The organism is Fusobacterium perfoetens ATCC 29250, assembly GCF_000622245.1.
GTDB lineage: Bacteria > Fusobacteriota > Fusobacteriia > Fusobacteriales > Fusobacteriaceae > Fusobacterium_B > Fusobacterium_B perfoetens.
In genome coordinates this window covers 67,032-90,600 of the sequence record NZ_JHXW01000006.1, presented here as the reverse complement: position 1 = coordinate 90,600, position 23,569 = coordinate 67,032, and the positions used below count along the sequence as shown (strand labels likewise).

The window sequence follows — 23,569 nt, the reverse complement described above, 5'->3', positions numbered from 1 at the left end:
TTTGTTTTTTATGGTATAATTAATCGTTATGCCAAAATTTTTGTATTTGTGTTTACGTAAGAGAGGTGAAAAAATGGAAGTTATAAGTAAAAATAAACCAAAGGGAAAAGAATATTCTGTTATTAAAGCTAAAAGAAAGCAAAAAAGAATTTTAGAAGAAAAAGCTATTAAACAAAGAACTGAAAATAGAAGACAAAATGCTGAAAAAAGAAAAGCTCAAAATTTAGAAGCTGCTTATCAAGATAAATGTAGAGAAGTAGAGATTGTTGGAGTAAGAAAAAATATGTTACTTCTTAATATAGAGGGAGAAATTGAAAAAAGAGCTCCTTTATATGATAAGAAAAAAGTTAGAAAAGATAATTTAGACACTGAAATTCTAAATATATTTGTTAAACTTTATGGAAGTGATTTTCCTATTAGAAAATTGAAAAACTTTAAAGAGAAGAGAGAAGAATTAGTATTTTCTTTAGAAGAATTATTTGATTAAAATATTTTGTAAATTATACACCTAAATTTTTAAGATAAAGGTGTATTTTTTTATAAAAAATTAAATTGTAATAATTTCAAAAATAAATTCTTTATTTTTAATGAGAAATATGGTATAATTTAGAATATAAAAGAATAGAGGAGGATTTATGATGAATAAAGATTTAAGTCAAAAGTTAAATTATTTGTTATTAGGTGATGAAAAATATACTGAATGTCCTCATATACTTACAATAACTCCAGAAGAAAATGGAATTTCTCTTACAGAAGATTGTGGGGAATTAAAAGAGTTAAAAATTTCTTATGAAGAAATAATAGATAATATATTAAATGAAGAAGCTGGAAAAGAATTAATGGCTGAAATCCTAAAAGGATTAATTTTAAAGAAAAGATAAAAATAATAAAAAATACACTAGAATCTTTTATTAAAGAAAATAGTGTATTTTTTTATTTTAAACTATTATTTTACTAAATTTATAAAAAATGTAATTATACCAGCATTAAAGAAATCTATAAATAAACTTCCAACTATAGGTATAACAAAGAAAGCCTTTGGTGATGGAAGATATCTTTCAGTAAGAGCCTCCATATTAGCTAGAGCCTTTGGAGTAGTACCAAAACCACAACCACAATGTCCTCCTGTGATAATAGCAGCATCATAATCTCTACCTGTAATATTAAATGTAATAAAATAAGCAAAAGCTCCCATAAGAATAGTTTGTCCTATTAACATTAATATAAGAGGAAGAGCTAATTCTTTTAATTCCCAAAGTTTAAAAGCCATAAGAGTCATTGATAAAAACATTGCCAAGGTAAAACTTCCTACTGTAGAAACTATATTTAAATCAATCTCAAACTTCCCTGTATAATCAGAAATATTTCTCATTAAAGCAGCAGCAAACATGGCCCCAATATATGAAGGTAAAACAAGACCTAAACTATTTAAAAAGCTTGAAATTAAACTTCCAATTCCCATAGCTATAATAATTTGAAAACCTGTAGGGATAACTTTTTTTGTAATAAGAAATTCATTTTTATTTTCAGTTGATGAAAAACTATTTGAATTTTTGTGTTTCTCTAAAAGAGAATGTTTTTCTATTAATCTTTTACAAATTGGACCAGCTATAACACTACCAGCTATTAAAGCATAAGTAGCTGTAGCCATGGCTACCATTGTAGCTCCAGGAGCTCCGAAACTTTCCATAATGGGACCAAAAGCTCCAGCTGTACCAGGGCCTCCTGTTGTAGCTAAAGAACCTGTAGCTAAACCAATTAATAAATTAACTTTTAAAAGTTTTGCCATAAGAATTCCAGCAATATTTTGGAAGAAAGTTAGTCCAACAGCAGCTATTAAAAACATAAGAACAGGAAGTCCTGCTTTTTTTAAAAGTTTTATACTAGCTGAAAAACCAACTGTTGTAAAAAATGCAATCATAAAAATTTCTCTTAAAGAATCTTCAAATATAAATGAAAAAAGATGAGTTTCATGCCCTATTAAAGTGATAATAGAAAAAATAGTTCCTCCAGTTACAGCATCTGGAATACAATTTTCCTTTAAAAATCTAAAAGTATTATTAATAAATTTTCCTAAATATAAAACTATTATAGCTAGTGTCATAGTTTGGATACTAGTAAGTTCTAATATCATTTAAATGTTTCCTCCTTAAAAAATATACATATAATAATAAAAAGCAAATAAAATATATCATAAATTTCACATATATTACAAATATATATTATATATAGTTTAATTTAATAAGGAATTAGACAAAATATAATTATTATAAAATTACATAAAAAATATAAATAAAGTGTTGAAAATATTAGAAAAAATAAAATTTTTATAGAATAATTTAAAATAATTCTTTTTTATTATTTTTTAGACAAAATATTATTATTCATTATTAAAAATAATTATTTTAATTAATTTTATTTATAGTTCAGTAAAATAAAAAGAATTATTTCATAACTCTTTTAAAGCTATAAAATTTTATTTAATAATAATATTATAGCTGGACATAATAAAATTAAAAGGATAGAATAAATTTTATTATATTTAAAAGTTACTTTTAGTATATCCTCGTCAATAGTTTGAGCTACAACAGCAGGAAATGGTACAAAAGGAGAAATAGACATAGCTGATATCCAACAACACATTATAACAAGAGGATATGAAGCAGGAGATATTCCTAAAAATTCAGGTTTTACAATCATAAGAATAGCAGCCACAGGAATTAACATATGGACTCCTACTAATGCTAAAACTACAGTAAAAAGAATTAAAGTAAGTATTAAAAAATAACTAGGTAAAAACATTATTTTTAAAAATCCTTTTTCTATAATCTCACCAATAGAAATATTTTGAATGATTTCTCCTAAACAGTTTGTAGATATTAAAAAAACTATTATAGTTCCAAAATTAGTAGCTTTTTCAATATAAGTTTTAAATTGAGTTTTATATTCTTGGAAATTAGCATTCTGGAAACTCCAAAATAGAGAATATCCAACAACTATTAGAGATATAAATAACATAGGATTTTTAAAAGTAAATAGATAATCTCCTAAGATTGTTACAAATATTAAAAATATTATATTTCCTACAAGAGAAAAGATTTTCTTTTTATCAAAGGAAGATAATTTTTCAATAATTTGATTTTTATCTTCTACTTCTTTTTCGGAAAAAGAAAGAAGAATAGAAGATAATCCTACAATAAATAAACACATGAAAAGTGCATAAGGGAAATATTGATAATGTTTTACAGAATACATAATAAGTATCATATTAAGAAGCCCATCATAAGGAGAAAATATCATAAAACAACAATATCCAGCAGTATACATTCTAGTAAGATATTTTTTAGAAAAATTATTTTTTTGTATAATTTCTTGCATTATAGGAATAGATGGAATATTTAAAATTATTGTAAGTATCCAATGAAAAAGAGATAAAATAGTAAAAATAAATTTATTATTTTTACTAAATCTACTTACAAAATTCTTAATTGAATGAGAATAATCACCTTTTTCAATAGGAAATGTAAGAAGTGGTATTACTGTAAATATACAAATAATTCCAACACTTTTCTCTAAACTTTTATAGAGTAATTTAGTATCAAAATTCTGACTAAGAAGTAAAAGGGAAATACTAAAACAAAGTAGAGAGATATTTCTTTGCATTCCCTTGGCAAAAAAATAAACTGAAAAAATTAAAACCCCTAATCCTAAAGAAATAAAATGAGGATAGAAATTTTCAAATCCCACAAAAAATTCCTTGAGAAAAACACAAAGGAATATAAAAATCATTGCTCCAAAAAATATTTTTTTCATAAACAAACCTCGCCCTTAAAATAATTAGTTTATTAGTTTAATTAAATAATAAAAAATACTTTTTGTCAATGAAAAATTATAAAAAAAATTTTTAAAAAAATTAATGATATTGTATAATTAAAATATAAGAGGAAATAGGAGGAGACAAAATGGCAGAAATAAAATTTGATATTATAGAAGAATTAGGAATTATAGGAGAAGGTTCAAAAGGTTGGAAAAAAGAAGTAAATATAATTTCATGGAATGGAAGAAAAGCTAAAGTAGATATAAGAGATTGGGATGAAAATCACGAAAAAATGGGAAAAGGTTTAACTTTCACAAAAGATGAATTAAAAACTTTAAAGGGACTTTTAAACTCAATAGATATTGATGATTTAGATATATAGTGAGGTTATATGAAAATATTTGATTTACATGCTGATATATGGTATGACATTCATAGAAAGAAAAAAGACGGAATAGAAAAAGATAGATTTAAAAATTTTCACTTAGAAAGATTGAAAAAAGGAGAGATTTTTGGTGGAATATTTGTAGCTTGGCTTGATTCAAAATATGAAAAAGAGCAAGTTGAAAAAGAAATGATGTTGATGATTAATGCCACTATGAACGAGATAAACAGTAATGAAGATATATTTCATATTTTAAAATCTAAAGAAGATTTTTTAAATCCAAATTTTGAAAAAATAAATGTTTTAATGGGAATAGAGGGATTAAGAGTTGTAGAAAATAATCTTGATTGGTTAGATACATTTTATAATTTAGGATTTAGACATGCTACTCTTACTTGGAATGAAGAAAATTCTCTAGGAACAGGAGTTTTAGGAGATAAAGAGAGAGGTCTTACAGAATTAGGAAAGAAAGCTATAGAAAAAATGGATAAATTGGGAATGATAATAGATGTTTCTCATGCTAATGAAAAAACTTTCTGGGATATATACAATACTACAACAAGACCAATAATAGCTTCCCATTCAAATTGTAAATCTCTTTGTGATGTTCCTAGAAATTTAACAGATGAACAAATTAAAGCTATAGCACAAAAAGGTGGACTTATAGGAGTTAATGCTTATGTTGGTTTTATAAAAAAATGTGAGTATTCTAATCCTGTTAAAGTAGAAGATGTAGATTTTAATAAAAGACCAACTTTAAAGGATTTAGTAGACCATATAGATTATTTAGTAAATTTAGTAGGAATAAATCATGTAGCTTTTGGTTTTGATTTTTGTGAATATTTAGAAGGACATAGTGATACAAATCCTATAGATTTAGAAGATGCTTCTAAAAGTCAAAATATTATACAAGAACTTTTAAATAGAGGTTATACAAAAGAGGATATAGAGAAAATAGCCTATAAAAATTTTTGGAATTTTGCAATAAATTTTTTTGAATAACACAATATTTTTACTAGGAGGGATAATTATGATAAGATTTGGAATAATAGGTACAAATTGGATAAGTAAAGATTTCGTAGAAGCTATAAAAAGAAATCCTAAATGTGAAGTAGGAGCTATTTATTCAAGAAAAGAGGAAACAGCCTTAGAATTTCAAAAAAATTGTGGAGTAGGAGGAAAAATTTTTACAGATTTAGAAGAAATGGGAAAATCTTCTGATATAGATGCTGTATATATTGCTTCACCTAACTCATTACATGGAGAGCAGACAACAATATTTTTACTTAATAAGAAACATGTAATTTGTGAAAAACCTATAACAACAGATTTAGAAATTTTTGATAGAAATATAAAAATAGCTGAAAAAAATAAAGTTGTATATATGGAAGCAATGAAAACAACTTTTTTACCAAATATGAAAGTTTTAAAAGATAATTTACATAGAATAGGAGAAATTAGAAATGTAGTATTTAATTTTTCTCAATACTCTTCAAGATATGATTTATTAAAAAATGGAGAATTAACAAATGTATTTGACACTAAATTTCATGGTGGTTCATCTTTTGATTTAGGAATTTATCCTTTATATGTATCTTTAGATTTATTTGGAGAACCACTTTCTTTTACAGCTAGAAATTATCTTGTAGAATCAGGTGTAGATGGTACAGGTACAATGCTTTTAACTTATAGTGATAAAATTATTACAATAATTCATTCTAAAATAACTCAAACTTTTTTACCTAATGAGATTTTAGGAGAAAAGGGAAGTATCCTTATAGATGATATTTCTAAAATGAGAAGTATTAAACTTATCTTAAGAGATGGAACAGAAGAAAATTTAACTGTAGAACAAGATAGTAATCAAATGGTTTATGAGTTAGATGAGTTTTTAAATTTAATAGAAAGTGGAGAATTAGAGTCAAAAGTAAATACTTTTAAAAATTCAAGAAAATCTGTAGAGATATTATCAAGAGTAAGATTTAAAATTTAGAGGGAATAATGAGAGAAAAACATAAAAATATAATGATACTAGGAACATCTTCAGGAGCTGGGAAAAGTCTTATAACAACGGGACTTTGTAGAATATTTACAAGTGATGGTCATGAGGTAGTGCCTTTTAAAGGCCAAAATATGTCAAGAAACTCCTGTGAAATTGGAAATAATAAAAAAATTGCAATCTCACAAGTTTTGCAAGCTTATGCCTGTAAAAAAGAACCACAATCTTGGATGAATCCTATTCTTATAATTCCAAAGGGAAATGGAATTGTAGATATTATTTTAAATGGTGAGTATGAAAAAACTACTACAGGGGAAAAATATTCATCTGAAAAAGTGAAATATAGAGAATATCTGCAGAAAATTTATGAAACTTATCCTAAAAAATATGAAATTTGTGTATTAGAAGGAGCAGGAAGTCCTGTAGAGATAAATATAAAAGAAAATGATATTGTAAATACATCTATGGGAAAAATAGCTAATGCTCCTTTTATTTTAGTAGCTGATATAGATAGAGGTGGAGTTTTTGCTTCAATAATAGGGACATATACTTTATTTAATGAAGAAGAAAAAAGAAATCTTAAAGGGATAATAATAAATAAATTTCGTGGAAAAAAAGATATTTTACAAAAAGGTATAAATGAAATTGAAAGACTTACTAAAACAAAGGTTTTAGGAGTTGTTCCTTATGAGATTATAGATATAGAAGATGAAGATGGACTTATTTCTAAAAGAGATAGTGAAGACATTAAAAAAAGATGTGGAAATTTATCTTTTGAAGAGTATAGAGAAAAACAATTTGAAAAATTAGAAAAACTTTTAAGAGAAAATTTAGATGTAGATTATATTTACAAGATACTAAATAGAGAGGAAACAGATGATTTTTGCTACTAGATATTTTATAGCTTATGTATTAGATTTAATTTTAGGGGACCCAGAATTTTTTTATCACCCTGTAAGAGTTATAGGAAAATTAATAAGTTTTTTAGAAAAAAAATTATATAATTTTAAAAATAAAAAATTAACTGGTGGAATTTTAGTATTTTTAGTTTTAACAATAACCTTTGGAGTTTCATATGTTTTAGCAATATCAAAGATAACTGAAATATTTTTTCTTTATACAACTTTAGCTACAAAATGTTTAGCTGATGAGGGAAAAAAGATATATGAAATTTTAAAATCTAATGATATTGAGAGAGCAAAAAGAGAAGTTTCCTATTTAGTTAGTAGAGATACAGGAAAAATGGACGAACAACAAGTAATAAGAAGTGTAGTAGAAACCATAGCAGAAAACTCTGTTGATGGAGTTATTGCCCCTATGTTTTTTGCTATAGTTGGAAGTTTTTTTACTTATAATGATATATCTTTAGCCCTACCTTTTGCTATGACTTATAAGGCTATAAATACTATAGATTCAATGTTAGGATATAAAAATGAAAAATATATAGATTTTGGAATGATAGGAGCCAAGGTTGATGATGTGGCTAATTTTCTTCCAGCAAGGATAGCTGGGGGAGTTATTATTCCAATAGGAGCTTTTATTTTAAGAATGGATTATAAAAATGCTTGGAGAATATTTCTAAGAGATAGATTAAATCATGGAAGCCCAAATTCTGGACATGGAGAAGCTGCCTTTGCTGGAGCTTTAGGTTTACAATTTGGTGGTAAAACAAGTTATTTTGGAAAAATCTATGATAAACCTACAATAGGAGATAAAAAAAGAGATTTTATTTTAGATGATATAAAAAATGCTAGAAAACTTTTATATATTTCATCTGGAATAGGACTAATTGTATTTCTGATCTTATCTCAATTAATAAAGGTGGTTTTATGATAATTTTAATAACTGGAACTTCACATACAGGAAAAACTTTATTAGCTCAAAAATTATTAGAAAAATATAAATTTCCTTATTTATCAATAGACCATATAAAAATGGGATTAATAAGAAGTAAAAATATAAATTTTACAGTAGAAGATGATGAAAAACTAACTTCATATCTTTGGGAGATTATAAAAGAAATTATAAAAACAGCTATTGAGAACAAACAAGATTTAATAGTAGAGGGCCTTTATATCCCTTTTAATTGGAAAAAAGATTTTGATAAACAATATTTAGAAAATATAAAATATTATTGTCTAATAATGACTAGAAAATATATTGAAAATAATTTTGAAAAAATATTGAAGTATGCTAATGTAGTAGAAAAAAGATTAGATGATTCTTATTGTACTAAAGATTTTCTTATTAGAGAAAATGAAAAAAATCTAAGAGAATGTAAAAAATATAATTGTAATTATATTTTAATAGACAAAAATTATAAAAAGGATATTTTCCAAATATTTTCACAAGATAAAAAATATTATTTAGTAGATGTAGAACAAAATTTTATAAAACTTAGAAAATATAAATCTTCAGACTGTAAAGAAATAATAGAACTTTTTTATAATACAGTACATAATATTAATAAGAGAGATTATACAAAGATACAGTTAGATGTATGGGCTCCTAAAAATATAGATATAGAAAAATGGAATATTTCTCTTTCAGAAAATTATACTGTTGTTGCTGAAAATAATGGTGTAATAGTTGGATTTGGAGATATTAACAAAGATGGATATTTAGATAGATTATATGTACATAAAGATTTTCAAAAGATGGGAATAGCTACAATGATTTGTGATGAATTGGAAAAGAAAATAAATAAAAAGTTGATATATACTCATGCTTCTATAACAGCAAAAACATTTTTTATAAAAAGAGGTTATAAAGTTATCAAAGAACAATTTGTAGAAAGAAATAAAATATTATTAAAAAATTATATTATGGAGAAAAGAGAGAATTAAATGGATATACATGGAGGAAATATTTATAAATTTCAAAGAGAGGGAAAAAGAGAAATCTTAGATTATAGCTCAAATATAAATCCTTTAGGAGTACCAAAATCTTTAGAAGAGGGAATAAAAAATAATATATCTCTTTTAGAAAGGTATCCTGATGTTCACTATGTAGAATTAAGAGAAAGTATAGGAGAGTACAATCATATATCAAGTGATAATATAATTGTAGGAAACGGAGCAACAGAAGTTTTATTTCTTTATATGAGGGCACTACTTCCTAAAAAAGCATTGATAGTTTCCCCAACTTTTGCAGAATATGAGAGAGCTTTAAGAAATATAGATTGTGAGATAGGATATTTTAAATTAGATGAAAATATAGAAAATGAAAAAAGGAATTTTTATTTAGATGTAGAAAAATTAAAAAGAGAGGCTATTAATTATCAGTTAATAGTTTTATGTAACCCTAACAATCCAACAGGTTCTTTCGTCAAAAAAGAAATATTAGAAGAATTAAATGAATTTTTAGAAACAAATAATATAAAATTATTTGTTGATGAGTGTTTTTTAGAATTTGTTGAGGGTTGGGAAGAAAAAACTTTAAATACTCTAAAAAGTAAAAATATATTTATTTTAAGAGCTTTAACAAAATATTTTGCTTTACCAGGAATAAGACTTGGATATGGAATAACTTATGATAACAAAATTATAGAAAAGATAAATTCTATAAAAGAGCCTTGGACAGTAAATGCTTTTGCTGATTTAAGTGGGAAAATTATATTAAAAGATAAAGAATACATAGGAAAAACAGATAATTGGATAAAAAATGAGAGAGTGAGATTTGTAGAGGAGTTAAAAAAAGTAGATTATATTGAAGTCTATGAAACCTATACAAACTTTGTACTACTAAAGATAAAAAACATGAAAGCAGAGGAATTTCAAAAAAGATTATTAGAAAAAAATATTCTTGTGAGAAATTGTTCTAATTTTAAATTTTTGAGTAATAATTTTGTAAGGATAGCAATAAAAGATACTGAAAAAAATAACATTTTCTTAAAAAGTATAAAAAATTTATAATTTTTCTTGAAAAAAATAAAAAAATATGATATTCTATCTTATTCTTAAAATTAGACCTCAAAGAAGCTTATATAATGGTTGTAATATGGACAACGAGTTTCTACCTGTAAACCTTAAATTTACAGACTATAAGTGATTAAAAATATATAGACTTCTTTCGTTTTGTTTTAATGATTGGTGTAATCATTTTTAAAATAAAGGAGATAAAAAGGTGTTTTTTGTTTTTCTTAAAAAAAGAAAGAGGAATAATTGTAATTATATAAATAATATGTGTATAAGTGTGCACTATGAAAAATATGGACAAGATAAGTGTGTCCAAATTTCATAGTGCATTTTTTATTATAAATTTTAAATATCTTTACTAAAAGTTTAAGGAGGGTTTAGATGCCTAGAGTTGGTGTAATAATGGGAAGTCGTTCAGATCTTCCTACAATGGAAAAAGCTGTAGAAATGTTAAAAAGATTTGGAGTTGATTATGAAGTAAAAATAGTTTCAGCTCACAGAACACCAGAATTGATGTTTGAATATGCTAAGACTGCTAAAGAAAGAGGATTAAAGGTAATAATAGCAGGAGCTGGAGGAGCTGCCCATCTACCAGGAATGGTATCAAGTTTAACTTCTTTACCTGTACTTGGAGTTCCTGTAAAATCAAGAGCTTTAAGTGGACAAGATTCTCTTCTTTCAATAGTTCAAATGCCTGGTGGAATTCCTGTAGGAACTTTGGCAATAGGAGAATCTGGAGCTAAAAATGCTGGTATATTGGCTAGTGAAATTATAGCTCTTATGGATGAAGAAGTGGCTAAAAAAGTTGATGAATTTAGAAGAGAACAAAGAGACCAAGTTTTAGAAACAAGTGAGGTAGAATTATAATGTTAATTGAAAAAGGAAGCACAATAGCAATTTTAGGTGGAGGGCAATTAGGAAAAATGCTTTGTGAAAGTGCTAGAAAACAAGGATACAAAACAATGGTATTAGAACCCTCTCCATCAGCTTGTGCAAAATATGTAACAGATAAACATTTAGTAAAACCTTATGATGATGGAGAAGCTTTATTAGAAATAGCAAAAGAATCATCAGTTATAACTTATGAGTTTGAAAATGTTACTTCTGAATCAATAGATATATTAGAAGATAATGGTGGATATGTACCTCAAGGAATAAGACCACTATATATTAGTCAACATAGATTTAGAGAAAAATCTAGTATAAATGCTTTGGGAATAAAAACAGCAAAATTTGTGGAAGTTCTTGATGAAAAAACTTTAGATAAAGCTATTGAAGAGATCGGATATCCAGCTATATTAAAAACTTCAATGGGAGGATATGACGGAAAAGGTCAATGGGTAATAAAAACTCCTGAAGATTTAGAAAAAGCAAAAAAAGATTTAGAAAAAAGAGAGTATATCTTAGAACAAATGGTAGATTTTCAATGCGAGTTATCTTGTATAGCAGTTAAAAGTACTGATGGAACTATTGGAGTTTTTCCTGTTGTAGAAAATATACATAAAAAAGGAATTCTTCATATAACAATAGCTCCAGCTAGAGTATCAGAAGAAATTCAAGAAAAAGTAAAAGATATTACAAAAAAAATCATAGATGGATTAAATTTTGTAGGACCTCTAGCTATTGAATATTTCTATGGAAAAGATGGAGAAATTTATGTAAATGAAATGGCTCCAAGACCTCACAATTCAGCTCATTATACTTTAGATGGTTGTGATAAATCTCAATTTGATTTACATATTGAGGGAATTTGTGGAAGAAAATTACAAGACCCAAAATTATTACACAAAAGTGTTATGTTAAATATTTTAGGACAAGATGTTGAAAGAATAGAAAGTGCAAAATTAAGAGAAAATGAGTTTCTTCATATGTATAAAAAAGGAGAAGCTAAAGTTGATAGAAAAATGGGACATCTTAATTTAATTGGTGATGATGTAGAAAAACTTTTAGCAAGAGCAATAGAATTAAGTAAGTAAACACATAAGCAAAAAAATTTATATATATTAATTTGGAGGAAAGATGGATAAAAGAATTTTTGTTTCTAAAAAACCAGGTTTTCAAGTAGAAGGAGAATCAATATTAAGAGAATTACAAGAAAATCTTTACGAAACAGGACTTGAAAAAGTTCAATTAATCAATGTTTATGATGTATTTAATTGTGATGAAGATGATGTTGAGCTTTTAAAAAATAAAGTTTTAGGAGAAAGAGTTACAGATAATGTATATGAAGAAATTGATTTATCTGGAAAAACATATATAGCTATAGAAAATTTACCAGGACAATATGACCAAAGAGCTGATTCGGCAGAACAATTTTTAGTTCTTTTAAATAGTAAAGATACAGTTAAAATTAAAAGTGGAAAAATAGTTGTTCTTGAGGGAGAAATTAAATCATTAGAAAAAATTAAAAAATATTTAATTAATCCTATTGAAACAAGAGAAAAAGATTTAACTGTATTAGATAATACAGAAGATGTTAAAGTTGAGCCTGTACCAGTGTTAGAAGGATTTAATGACTATACAATGGAAGAATTAGAAAGATATTTAACAGTAAATGGTCTTGCTATGACTTTAGAAGATTTAGCTCATATCCAAAAATATTTTAGAAGTGAAAAAAGAAATCCAACAGAAACAGAAATAAAAGTTTTAGATACTTATTGGTCAGACCACTGTAGACATACAACATTTGAAACTTTCTTGAAAGATGTAAAAATAGAAAAAGGGCAAATGACAGAGGCTATTCAAAAAGCTTATGAAAGATATTTAAAATTAAGAGAAGAAGTACACGGAAATAGAAAACCTATGACTTTAATGGATATGGGAACTATTGGTGGAAAATATATGAGAAAAATCGGAAAACTTAATGATATGGAAGTTTCTGAAGAAATAAATGCTTGTAGTGTTGAAGTTGATATAGATGTAGATGGACAAACTGAAAGATGGCTTTTAATGTTTAAAAACGAAACTCATAACCATCCAACAGAAATAGAACCATTTGGAGGAGCTAGTACTTGTATAGGTGGAGCTATAAGAGACCCATTATCAGGAAGAGCTTATGTATATCAAGCAATGAGAGTTACAGGAGCTGGAGATATTTGTGAAAAATTAGAAGATACATTAGAAAATAAATTACCACAAGTAAGAATTTCTAAAGGAGCAGCTCATGGATATGCTTCTTATGGAAACCAAATTGGACTTGCTACAACTTTTGTAAAAGAGATTTATCACAATGGATATAAAGCAAAAAGAATGGAAGTTGGAGCTGTAGTTGGAGCTGTTAAAAAAGAATATGTATTAAGAGAAGAACCAATTCCTGGAGATATAATTATAGTTCTTGGAGGAAAAACAGGAAGAGATGGAGTAGGAGGAGCTACAGGTTCATCAAAAGAGCATAACGATTCATCACTTACTAAATGTTCTTCAGAAGTTCAAAAGGGAAACGCTCCTATAGAGAGAAAAATTCAAAGAGCTTTCAGAAATCCAGAAGTTACAAAACTTATTAAAAAATCAAATGACTTTGGAGCTGGAGGAGTTTCAGTTGCTATTGGAGAGTTAGCTAGAGGAATAGAAGTTGACTTAGATAAAGTTACTGTAAAATATTTAGGACTTAGTGGAACTGAATTAGCAATTAGTGAATCTCAAGAGAGAATGGCTGTTGTAGTAGCTCCAGAAAATGTAGAAAAATTCAATGAATTAATGAAGGCAGAAAACTTAGAAACAAGTGTTGTGGCTAAAGTTACAGCCAAAGAAAATCTTGTTATTAAATTTAGAGGAGAAACAATAGTTGATATAGCTAGAAGTTTCTTAGATACAAATGGAGTTAGACAAGAACAAGATGTAGAAGTAATAGCTCCAGAAGTAGTAGATGTATTCAAATCTTCTAAAGAGGGAGAATTAAAATATAAATTAGTTGAAACATTAAAAGATATGAATGTAGCTTCTCAAAGAGGTATGGTAGAAATGTTTGATGCTACAGTTGGTAGATCAACAGTTCATATGCCTTATGGAGGAAAATATCAATTATCAGAAAGTGAAGCAAGTATCCAAAAATTCCCAACAAAAGGATTTACAAATACAGCTTCAATATTAACTTTTGGATTTAATCCATATATTTCAGAAAAATCTCCATATTTAGGAGCTATATATTCTGTAATTGAATCTCTTGCCAAAGTTACAGCTGTTGGAGGAGATTACTCTAAAGCAAGACTTACATTCCAAGAATATTTTGAAAGATTAGGAAAAACTCCAAGTAGATGGGGTAAACCATTTATGGCATTACTTGGAGCTATTGAAGCTCAAGTTGAGTTTGAAACTCCAGCTATTGGTGGAAAAGATAGTATGAGTGGAACATTCAAAGATATAGATGTACCACCTACATTAATCTCTTTTGCTGTAGTAACAGAAAAAACTCAAAATATAATTTCTTCTGAATTTAAAGGAGAAGGAAATTATATCTATTTAGTAAAACCAGAATATAATAGAGATTTCACTCCTGTTTATGATTCTGTAAAAGAAAACTTTAAAAATGTTAGAAAAGAAATACTAGCTAAAAATATAATTTCTTCATCAGTAGTAAAATTTGGTGGAGTAGCTGAAGCATTAATGAAAATGACATTTGGAAATAAATTAGGTATAGTTGTAGAAATTAAAGAAAACTTATTTGATTTAATGCCTGGAGCAATAGTTGTAGAATCTACAAAAGAATTAGATTTTGGAATTTTACTTGGAAAAGTTCAAGGCCATTCAATAAAAATTAATGAAGCTATACTTTCAATAGATGAAGCAATAACTATTTGGGAAGAAAGATATAGAAAAATATATCCATATGAGGCTGGTAAAAAAGCTAATGGAGAAGCAATAAAACCTACTGAAAAGAAAGGAAACATGATTCAAAAAGCTTCTACATTATACGATACTCCAAAAGTATTAGTTCTAGCTTTCCCAGGAACAAACTCAGAATATGATACAGCTAAAGCCTTTGATAGAGCTGGAGGAAAATCAGAAATATTTGTAATAAATAACTTAACAGTTAAAGATATGGAAGTTTGTATAGATGAACTTTCTAAAAAAATACTTGAAAGTCAAATTATAGCAATTCCTGGAGGATTCAGTGCTGGAGATGAGCCAGATGGTTCAGGTAAATTTATAACAAATATCTTACAAAATCCAAAAGTAAAAGAAAGTATAAATAAATTTTTAGCTAATGAAGGATTAATGTTAGGAATTTGTAACGGATTCCAAGCTTTAATAAAATCAGGATTATTACCTTATGGAGATATGGATATGTTAAATGAAAATTCTCCAACATTATTTAGAAATGATATTAACCGTCATGTTTCAAGAATGGCTACAACAAGAATAGCTTCTAATTCATCACCTTGGTTATCATCATTCAATATTGGAGATGTTCATTCAATAGCTCTATCTCATGGAGAAGGAAAATTTGTAGTAAGTAAAGAGTTTGCTGAAGAATTATTTAAAAATGGACAAGTAGCAACTCAATACTGTGATTTAGAAGGAAATCCTACTTTAGACCCTAAATATAACTTAAATGGTTCTTACTATGCAATAGAAGGAATAACTTCAAAAGATGGAAGAATCTTAGGAAAAATGGGACACTCAGAACGTTATGAAGAGGGAGTATTCCAAAATATCTATTTTGAAAAAATGCAAGATATATTTGCTAACGGTGTAAATTTCTTTAAAAAATAATTATAAAATACTAAAGGAGAACTTAAAAAATGAGTAAAGAATATATGGAAAACAATATGAGCAGCCAAAAATACATGGAATCAGGAGTAAACTTAGAGGCTGGATATGAATCAGTTAGAAGAATAAAATCTCATGTAGCAAGAACAAAAGTTAAAGGTGTAATAGATAGTATCGGAGCTTTTGGAGGAATGTTTGATTTATCAGCTTTAGGATATAAAGAACCTGTATTAATAAGTGGAACTGATGGTGTTGGAACAAAATTAATGTTAGCATTCAAAATGGATAAACATGACACAATAGGACAAGACGTTGTAGCTATGTGTGTAAATGATGTATTAGTTCAAGGAGCTATGCCAATATTTTTCTTAGATTATGTTGCTGTAGGTAAAAACTTCCCAGAACAAATAGAGCAAATTGTAAAAGGTGTAGCTGATGGTTGTGAACTTTCAGAATGTGGATTAATTGGTGGAGAAACTGCTGAAATGCCAGATATGTATGAAGTTGGAGATTATGATTTAGCTGGATTCTGTGTTGGAGTTGTAGAAAAATCAAAATTAATAACAGGAGAAAAAGTTAAAAAAGGAAATAAAGTAATAGGACTTCCTTCAACTGGAGTTCATTCAAATGGATTCTCTCTTGTTAGAAAAATAGTTATGAAAGATAATCAATTAGATTTAAATGGATATAAAGATGTATTTGATGGAAAATCTTTAGGAGAAACTTTACTTACTCCTACAAGAATATATGTAAAAACTATCAAAAAACTTTTACAAGAAGTTGAAGTTAACGGAATGTGTCATATAACAGGTGGAGGATTCTATGAAAATGTACCTAGAATTATACCTGAAGGATTACAAGCGAAATTAGATACAAAAGTAATTGATACTCCAAAAATCTTTAAATTCTTACAAGAAGTAGGACAAATACCAAAAGAAGAGATGTACAATGTATTTAACATGGGTATTGGATTTATGATAGTTGTTGATGAAGATAAAGTTGAAAAAACTATGGAAGTTTTAAAATCTTTAGGAGAAAAACCTGTATTATTAGGAGAAATAGTAGAAGGTAAAGAGGGAGTAGACTTAGTATGGTAAGAGTAGCTGTATTTGCTTCTGGAAATGGTGGAAATTTCCAAAGTATAGTTGAAACAAGTAGAAACTATGAAGAAAAACTTTACTCTGTAGAACTTTTAATAGTTGATAAAGAGTCAGCTTATGCAATAGAAAGAGCAAAAAAATTAGGAGTACCATGTTATGTGGTACTTCCTAAAACTTTTCCTTCAAAGAAAGAATATGAAGAAAAAATAATAGAAATTTTAAAAGAAAATAATATAGATTTAATAGCTTTAGCTGGTTATATGAGAATAATATCTCCAGTATTATTAAATGAGTATAGAGATAAAATTATAAATATTCACCCAGCTTATTTACCAAATTTCCCTGGAAAAGATGGTATAGGAGATGCTTTTAGAGCTGGAGCTAAAGAAACAGGAGTTACTATTCACTATGTAGATGAAGGTGTAGATAGTGGAAAGATAATTTATCAAGAAAAATTAGTAATTGAAAAAGATTGGGATTTAGAAAAATTAGAAGAAGAGATTCATAAAATAGAGCATAGAATTTATCCAGAAACATTAAAAAATTTATGTAAAAATTTTTAGGAGGATTTAAAATGAAAAGAGCTTTAATAAGCGTTTCAGATAAAACAGGAATAGTTGAATTTGCAAAAGAATTAGTTACTTTAGGATATGAAATAATATCAACAGGTGGAACAAAAAAATCTTTAGATGAAGCAGGAATAAAAACTTTAGGAATTTCTGATATAACAAAATTCCCTGAAATGATGGATGGTAGAGTAAAAACTTTACATCCAAATGTACATGGAGGACTTCTTTGTGTAAGAGATAATCCAGAGCATATGAAAGACTTAGTAGATAATCATATCGAATTAATAGATATGGTTGTAGTAAATCTATATCCATTTAAAGAAACTCTTAAAAAAGGTGGAACTCACGAAGAATTAATTGAAAATATAGATATTGGTGGTCCAAGTATGTTAAGGTCAGCAGCTAAAAATCATAAATTTGTAACTGTTTGTGTTGACCCAGCTGATTATCAAAGAGTATTAGATGAGATAAAAGAACATGGAGATACAACTTTAGAGTTTAGATGTGAATTAGCAGCTAAAGTATTTAGAACTACAGCAGCTTATGACTCTTTAATAGCTGGATATTTAACTTCTAAATTAGGAATTGAATATCCAGAAAAATTAACTTTAAATTATGAAAAAGTTCAAGATTTAAGATATGGAGAAAATCCTCATCAATCAGCTGCTTTCTATGCCTCTCCTATGACAGGATATTCTTTAGCAAGTGCAAAACAATTACATGGAAAAGAATTATCATATAATAATATTCAAGACGCTAATGGAGCTATTGAAATTTTAAGAGAATTTTTAAATTCTGGTAAAAAAGCTGTAGTAGCTGTAAAACATACAAATCCTTGTGGAGTTGGAATAGGAGATACATTAAAAGAAGCTTGGGATAGAGCTTATACAGCTGACCCTATTTCTATATTTGGAGGAATTGTAGCTGTTAATGATATTATAGATGTAGATGTAGCAAATGAATTACATAAATTATTCTTGGAGATAGTAATAGCTCCTGGATTTACAGATAAAGCTTTAGAAATATTAATGGCTAAAAAAAATATAAGACTTATGACTTTAGATATTACAAAAGAAATTTATAATAAGAAAAAAGTAGTTGGAGTTAATGATGGAATACTTATCCAAGATATAGACTTTGGAGAAATAACAGCTGATGACTTAGTTTGTGTTACTGAAACACAACCAACTAAAGAGGATATTGAAGAATTATTATTTGGATGGAAAGTTGTAAAAAATGTAAAATCTAATGCTATAGTTGTAAGTAAAAATAATCAAACTTTAGGTGTTGGAGCTGGACAAATGAATAGGGTAGGGGCAGCTAAGATAGCCTTAGAACAAGCTGGAGAGAAATCTCGTGGGGCTTACTTATCATCTGATGCTTTCTTCCCAATGCCAGATACTGTTCAATTAGCAATAGAATATGGAATAAAAGCAATAATTCAACCTGGTGGTTCTATAAAAGACCAACTTTCAATAGATGAATGTAATAAACATGGTATAGCTATGGTATTCACAAAAATGAGACATTTCAAACATTAATATTTGAGTGAGGAGATAAAATGAAAGTATTAGTTATAGGAAAAGGTGGAAGAGAACATGCTCTTGCTTGGAAAATAAATCAAAGTCCACTAGTTGAAAAAGTATATGTAGCTCCAGGAAATCCAGGGATTGAAGAATTTGGAGTAAATGTAAATATAAAAGATAATGATATCGAAGGATTAGTAAAATTTGCTTTAGAAGAAAAAATAGATTTAACAGTTGTAGGACCTGAAACAACTTTGGCTTTAGGTGTGGCTGATGCCTTTGAAGAAAAAGGTTTAAAAATATTTGGACCTAAAAAAGATGTGGCAAGACTTGAAAGTAGTAAAGATTTTGCTAAAAAAATCATGGAAAAATATAATGTTCCTACAGGGGCTTATAAAACTTTTGACAATAAAAAAGATGCTTTAGAGTATGTAAATAAAAAAGGGGCTCCTATTGTTATAAAAGAAGATGGGTTAAAAGCTGGAAAAGGTGTAACTGTAGCTATGAAAATAGAAGAGGCTTATGAAGCTTTAGATATAGCCTTTGATATTCCAGGAAATAGAGTTGTAATAGAAGATTATCTTGACGGATTTGAATTTTCTCTTATAGCTTTAGCTCATAATGATAAAGTTATTCCATTAGAAATTGGACAAGACCATAAAAGAGTTTTTGATGGAGATAAAGGACCTAATACAGGTGGAATGGGAGTTTATTCTCCAGTAAAAAGAGTTACAAAAGATATTATTGAAGCAAGTGTAAATGAAATTATAAGACCTACTTTAAAAGGACTTGTAGAAGAGGGGCTACCATTTACAGGATTTATTTTTGCTGGAATTATGGACACAAAAGATGGGGTTAAAACTATAGAATTTAATGCTAGATTTGGAGACCCAGAAGCTGAGGCAATTTTACCTAGAATGGAAAGTGATTTAGTTCAACTTATACTTGATATAATGGATAATAAAGAAACTCCTGTTGAGTGGAAGGAAACAACTACTTGTGGAGTAGTAATGGCTTCAGAAGGATATCCAGCAAGTTCTACATCAAATGCCGAAATTATAATATCAAATGATATAAAATCTCAAATTTTCCATATGGGAACAAAAATAGAAAATGGAAAACTTTTAACAAATGGTGGAAGAGTTTTAATAGTTGTTGGAGAAGGAAAAAATTTACAAGAAGCTATGAAAAATGCCTATGATGATGTTGAAAAAATAAAATGTGAAAAATTATTTTTTAGACGTGACATAGGTGCTAAAGATATGATATAATATATTATTATTTAAAAATTATTCTAAATAGAGGCTGCATATAATTACAGCCTCTTTGTTTAAAAATTTTAATTATCGTATAAGGAGAAAATGAAATGGATAATATGAATGGAAAAATAGTTAAGGAAGCTATTACTTTTGATGATGTATTGTTAATACCAGCAGAGTCACATGTATTACCACAAGATATTGATTTAAAAACAAAACTTACTAAAAATATTACATTAAATGTACCAATAGTTAGTGCTGCTATGGATACTGTTACAGAGGCTGATTTAGCCATAGCTCTAGCTAGACAAGGTGGACTTGGATTTATTCATAAAAATATGACAATTGAAGAACAAGCTAAAGAAGTAGATAAAGTAAAAAGAAATGAAAGTGGAATGATTCAAAATCCTATTACATTAACTAAAGATAAAACTTTAGGAGATGCTGATGATTTAATGGGGCAATATAAAATTTCTGGATTACCTGTTGTAGAAGAAGATGGAAAATTAATAGGTATAATCACAAACAGAGATTTAAAATATAGAAAAGATTATGATACATTAATAGAAGATGTAATGACAAAAGAAAATTTAATTACAGCTCCTGTTGGAACTACTTTAGACCAAGCAAAAGAAATCTTATTATCTAATAGAATAGAAAAATTACCTATCGTTGATGAAAAAGGATATTTAAAAGGATTAATTACAATAAAAGATATAGATAAAATTGTTGAATATCCAAATGCTTGTAAAGATGAACATGGAAGATTAAGAGTAGGAGCAGCTGTTGGAATTGGAAATGATACTTTAGAAAGAGTTAAAGCTTTAGTAGAAGCTGGAGTTGACGTAATTACAATGGATTCAGCTCATGGACATTCAGCTGGAGTTATTAGAAGAGTTAGAGAAATAAGAGAAGCTTTTCCTAATTTAAATTTAATAGCTGGAAATATAGTTACAGCTGAAGCTGCTCTTGCTTTAATAGAGGCTGGAGTTGATGCTGTAAAAGTTGGAATTGGACCTGGTTCTATTTGTACAACAAGAGTTGTAGCTGGAGTTGGAGTACCTCAATTAACAGCTGTAAATGATGTGTATCAAGTATGTAAAGATAGAGGAATTGGAGTTATAGCTGACGGAGGAATTAAACTTTCTGGAGATATAGTTAAAGCTTTAGCTTCAGGAGCTGACTGTGTAATGTTAGGAGGAATTTTAGCTGGGACTAAAGAAGCTCCAGGAGAAGAAATTATATATGAAGGAAGAAGATATAAAGTTTATGTTGGAATGGGTTCTTTAGCAGCTATGAAGAGAGGTTCTAAAGATAGATATTTCCAAAATGATGCTAAAAAATTAGTTCCAGAAGGAATCGAAGGAAGAATTGCTTATAGAGGAGATTTAAAAGACGTAGTATTCCAATTATGTGGAGGAATCAGAGCAGGTATGGGATACTGTGGAACTCCTACAATAAAAGATTTACAATTAAATGGAAAATTTGTTAAAATAACAGGAGCAGGATTAAAAGAAAGTCATCCTCATGATATCCAAATAACTAAAGAAGCGCCTAACTATTCATCAAAATAGGATAAAATAAATAATATTATAAAAATAAAAGAGATGTTGTAAGTTATAAACATCTCTTTTTTTATTACTTAAATATATTTTTTAATTTTTTCAAAAAAATTTTTTTGGGGAAGAAAGTTTTTTTATTTTTTCTTTTAAAAATTTCTTTCTTTTTCCATTAGGACAGAAGTTACACATTTTAGCTTTACAAATATCGCAGCCTTTTAAAATTTTATTCAATTCTTTTTGATAATTTTCTAATTCCATATTTTTCCTAATTTCTCTTAAAAATTAATCTATTGGAAGTCAACCTTTATAATACCAATGTCTACCTTTTTTTACAAAGTAACTTCTCTCATGATGAATAAATTCTTTACCAGATATTTTATCCTTGTAAAAAGCTTTAAATTCAACAATACCATCAGTATCAAATTGAGTACCTCTTATAGTTTCAATAATTTCAAGTCCAAACCAAAGAGAATTTTTAGACCATTCTTCAGCATCTTTCCAATTAATTCCTTTAGCAGTTTTTGGATCATGAGTCTTCTTTATAAAATCTATATCTCCTTGAACATAAGCTTCGTATCTAGCTTGCATAAGCTCAAGAGCAGTTTTTGGATTTGCCATATAATCCTCCTAATCTTTTTTTATAGTTTATTATTAAAAATAAAAATTGTCAATATAAATAATTTATATAAAAAAACAAAAAAATTATTGACATTTAAAAAACAATGTAATATAATTCTTATCAAATAAAAATAAATGGAGGAGAAAAATGCTAAACCTAAGGTCAAGGAAACAAAATATAATGAAAAAAGAATATCGTTTTATTTTGTCATTTCCAAAACTTATATAGCATTTTGTTTTTAATTATTATTAAAGAAAGTTTAAATACTTATTAATTTTGTTAAATTAGAAATTTAAAGCCAGATTAGTTTTTGAAAAACTGACTGGCTTTTTTTATTACCCAAAAAATAGATAGGAGTGAAGTATGAAATTAAAAATTATTAATCCAGATGCTGGACTAACAAGAAAAGAGCTAGATGAAAGGATAAAAATATTAAAAACTGTAGTAAGAAAAGATACGATTATTTCTATGGATTGTCCTAAAAATGGGAATATTGAAATTGATTCTAAAACAGATGTATATTTAGCTTCTGGAGAAATAATAAAAATAGCTATTGAAGCAGAAAAAGAAGGGTATGATGTAGTAGCTATTTATTGTTTAAGTGACCCAGCTATTGAAGCATGTAGAGAATTATTAAAAATTCCTGTAATTGGAGGAGGACAGTGTTCTTTACAAATAGCTTGTGGATTAGGATATTCTTTTTCAATAATAACCACATTTGATAGAAGAATTCCTGAAAAAAAAGAATTTGTGAGAAATTCAGGAGTAGATTTTACAAGACTTTGTTCTATTAGAAGTATAAATACTTCATTGGAAAATATACATAAAGATAAAAAAAATTTAAAAAAACTTTTACTAGAAACTAGTAAAAAAGTAATAGAAGATGGAGCAGAAGTTATAATATTAGGATGTTTAAGTTTTTTAGGAATGGCAGAAGAAATATCAAAAGAATTGAATATTCCAGTTATAGATCCAGCTTTTAATTTAGTTTTAATGGCAGAGTTAATATATTATCAAAAATTAGCCCATAGTAAAGTCTCATATCCATTTCCAGAAGAGAAAAATCGTTCTTGGGGAAATGGTAATATATAAAATTTAATTATTTTT

General features: G+C 27.3%; 22 protein-coding genes and 1 riboswitch. Of the genes, 18 read left to right on the top strand and 4 right to left on the bottom strand.

Annotated features, from left to right (window positions below; translation table 11 throughout):
* The first annotated feature begins 73 nt into the window (after positions 1-73).
* Both T364_RS0103600 and T364_RS0103595 read left to right on the top strand, forming a co-directional pair.
* Complete coding sequence (locus T364_RS0103600; RefSeq protein ID WP_027128369.1) at positions 74-487, top strand: hypothetical protein; 414 nt, start codon at positions 74-76, stop codon at positions 485-487.
* A gap of 148 nt (positions 488-635) precedes the next feature.
* Positions 636-881, top strand: coding sequence for a hypothetical protein (locus T364_RS0103595; RefSeq protein WP_027128368.1), 246 nt, complete (start codon positions 636-638; stop codon positions 879-881).
* 65 nt (positions 882-946) lie between these two features.
* Here the strand turns inward: T364_RS0103595 and gltS are convergent, their stop codons facing one another.
* The gene (gltS, locus tag T364_RS0103590; RefSeq protein WP_027128367.1) at positions 947-2,134 is read right to left on the bottom strand and encodes a sodium/glutamate symporter; all 1,188 of its coding nucleotides are present in this window, start codon (positions 2,132-2,134) and stop codon (positions 947-949) included.
* Positions 2,135-2,466: 332 nt separating this feature from the next.
* On the bottom strand, positions 2,467-3,813 hold the full coding sequence (locus tag T364_RS0103585) for a hypothetical protein (protein ID WP_027128366.1): 1,347 nt from the start codon (positions 3,811-3,813) through the stop codon (positions 2,467-2,469).
* A 149-nt stretch (positions 3,814-3,962) separates the two neighbouring features.
* Between T364_RS0103585 and T364_RS0103580 the strand changes: the two genes are divergently transcribed.
* From T364_RS0103580 to guaB, 15 genes are all read left to right on the top strand, one after another.
* Positions 3,963-4,199 carry a YdbC family protein gene (locus T364_RS0103580; protein ID WP_027128365.1) on the top strand — a complete coding sequence of 79 codons (237 nt, stop codon included), beginning with the start codon at positions 3,963-3,965 and terminating at the stop codon, positions 4,197-4,199.
* Between the two features lie 9 nt (positions 4,200-4,208).
* Complete coding sequence (locus T364_RS0103575; protein ID WP_027128364.1) at positions 4,209-5,204, top strand: dipeptidase; 996 nt, start codon at positions 4,209-4,211, stop codon at positions 5,202-5,204.
* A 28-nt stretch (positions 5,205-5,232) separates the two neighbouring features.
* Positions 5,233-6,195, top strand: coding sequence for a Gfo/Idh/MocA family protein (locus T364_RS0103570; RefSeq protein WP_027128363.1), 963 nt, complete (start codon positions 5,233-5,235; stop codon positions 6,193-6,195).
* An 8-nt stretch (positions 6,196-6,203) separates the two neighbouring features.
* Positions 6,204-7,094 (top strand): cobyric acid synthase, encoded by an 891-nt coding sequence (locus T364_RS10420; protein ID WP_035945298.1) that lies wholly within the window; start codon positions 6,204-6,206, stop codon positions 7,092-7,094.
* Positions 7,078-8,034, top strand: coding sequence for an adenosylcobinamide-phosphate synthase CbiB (gene cbiB, locus T364_RS0103560; RefSeq protein WP_027128362.1), 957 nt, complete (start codon positions 7,078-7,080; stop codon positions 8,032-8,034). Before T364_RS10420 ends, cbiB begins: the two co-directional genes overlap by 17 nt.
* Positions 8,031-9,047, top strand: a complete 1,017-nt coding sequence (locus T364_RS11265; RefSeq protein WP_245596580.1) for a GNAT family N-acetyltransferase — start codon at positions 8,031-8,033, stop codon at positions 9,045-9,047. The genes cbiB and T364_RS11265 overlap by 4 nt, the downstream gene beginning before the upstream one ends.
* Entirely contained in the window at positions 9,048-10,115 is a 1,068-nt protein-coding gene (locus tag T364_RS0103550) for a pyridoxal phosphate-dependent aminotransferase (RefSeq protein ID WP_027128361.1), read from the top strand.
* A 47-nt stretch (positions 10,116-10,162) separates the two neighbouring features.
* Positions 10,163-10,264: riboswitch (purine riboswitch) on the top strand.
* A 235-nt stretch (positions 10,265-10,499) separates the two neighbouring features.
* Positions 10,500-10,985, top strand: a complete 486-nt coding sequence (gene purE, locus T364_RS0103545; protein ID WP_035945296.1) for a 5-(carboxyamino)imidazole ribonucleotide mutase — start codon at positions 10,500-10,502, stop codon at positions 10,983-10,985.
* Positions 10,985-12,094: a 5-(carboxyamino)imidazole ribonucleotide synthase gene (gene purK, locus T364_RS0103540; RefSeq protein WP_035945295.1), complete on the top strand. Its 1,110-nt coding sequence runs from the start codon at positions 10,985-10,987 to the stop codon at positions 12,092-12,094. Before purE ends, purK begins: the two co-directional genes overlap by 1 nt.
* Before the next feature lie 43 nt (positions 12,095-12,137).
* Positions 12,138-15,830, top strand: coding sequence for a phosphoribosylformylglycinamidine synthase (locus tag T364_RS0103535; protein WP_027128358.1), 3,693 nt, complete (start codon positions 12,138-12,140; stop codon positions 15,828-15,830).
* A gap of 29 nt (positions 15,831-15,859) precedes the next feature.
* Complete coding sequence (gene purM, locus T364_RS0103530) at positions 15,860-16,924, top strand: phosphoribosylformylglycinamidine cyclo-ligase (RefSeq protein WP_245596563.1); 1,065 nt, start codon at positions 15,860-15,862, stop codon at positions 16,922-16,924.
* The gene (gene purN / locus T364_RS0103525; RefSeq protein WP_027128356.1) at positions 16,918-17,490 is read left to right on the top strand and encodes a phosphoribosylglycinamide formyltransferase; all 573 of its coding nucleotides are present in this window, start codon (positions 16,918-16,920) and stop codon (positions 17,488-17,490) included. Before purM ends, purN begins: the two co-directional genes overlap by 7 nt.
* Before the next feature lie 11 nt (positions 17,491-17,501).
* Positions 17,502-19,037 (top strand): bifunctional phosphoribosylaminoimidazolecarboxamide formyltransferase/IMP cyclohydrolase, encoded by a 1,536-nt coding sequence (gene purH / locus T364_RS0103520; protein ID WP_027128355.1) that lies wholly within the window; start codon positions 17,502-17,504, stop codon positions 19,035-19,037.
* A gap of 20 nt (positions 19,038-19,057) precedes the next feature.
* Positions 19,058-20,293, top strand: a complete 1,236-nt coding sequence (gene purD / locus T364_RS0103515) for a phosphoribosylamine--glycine ligase (protein WP_027128354.1) — start codon at positions 19,058-19,060, stop codon at positions 20,291-20,293.
* A 104-nt stretch (positions 20,294-20,397) separates the two neighbouring features.
* Positions 20,398-21,855, top strand: a complete 1,458-nt coding sequence (gene guaB, locus T364_RS0103510; protein WP_027128353.1) for an IMP dehydrogenase — start codon at positions 20,398-20,400, stop codon at positions 21,853-21,855.
* Positions 21,856-21,945: 90 nt separating this feature from the next.
* Here guaB and T364_RS11180 read toward each other — a convergent pair whose 3' ends face one another.
* Complete coding sequence (locus T364_RS11180; protein WP_169733515.1) at positions 21,946-22,101, bottom strand: hypothetical protein; 156 nt, start codon at positions 22,099-22,101, stop codon at positions 21,946-21,948.
* A 39-nt stretch (positions 22,102-22,140) separates the two neighbouring features.
* On the bottom strand, positions 22,141-22,461 hold the full coding sequence (locus T364_RS0103500; protein WP_027128352.1) for a YchJ family protein: 321 nt from the start codon (positions 22,459-22,461) through the stop codon (positions 22,141-22,143).
* Between the two features lie 364 nt (positions 22,462-22,825).
* Here T364_RS0103500 and T364_RS0103490 point away from each other — a divergent pair, with 364 nt between their 5' ends.
* Entirely contained in the window at positions 22,826-23,554 is a 729-nt protein-coding gene (locus T364_RS0103490) for an aspartate/glutamate racemase family protein (RefSeq protein ID WP_027128351.1), read from the top strand.
* Positions 23,555-23,569: the final 15 nt, after the last annotated feature.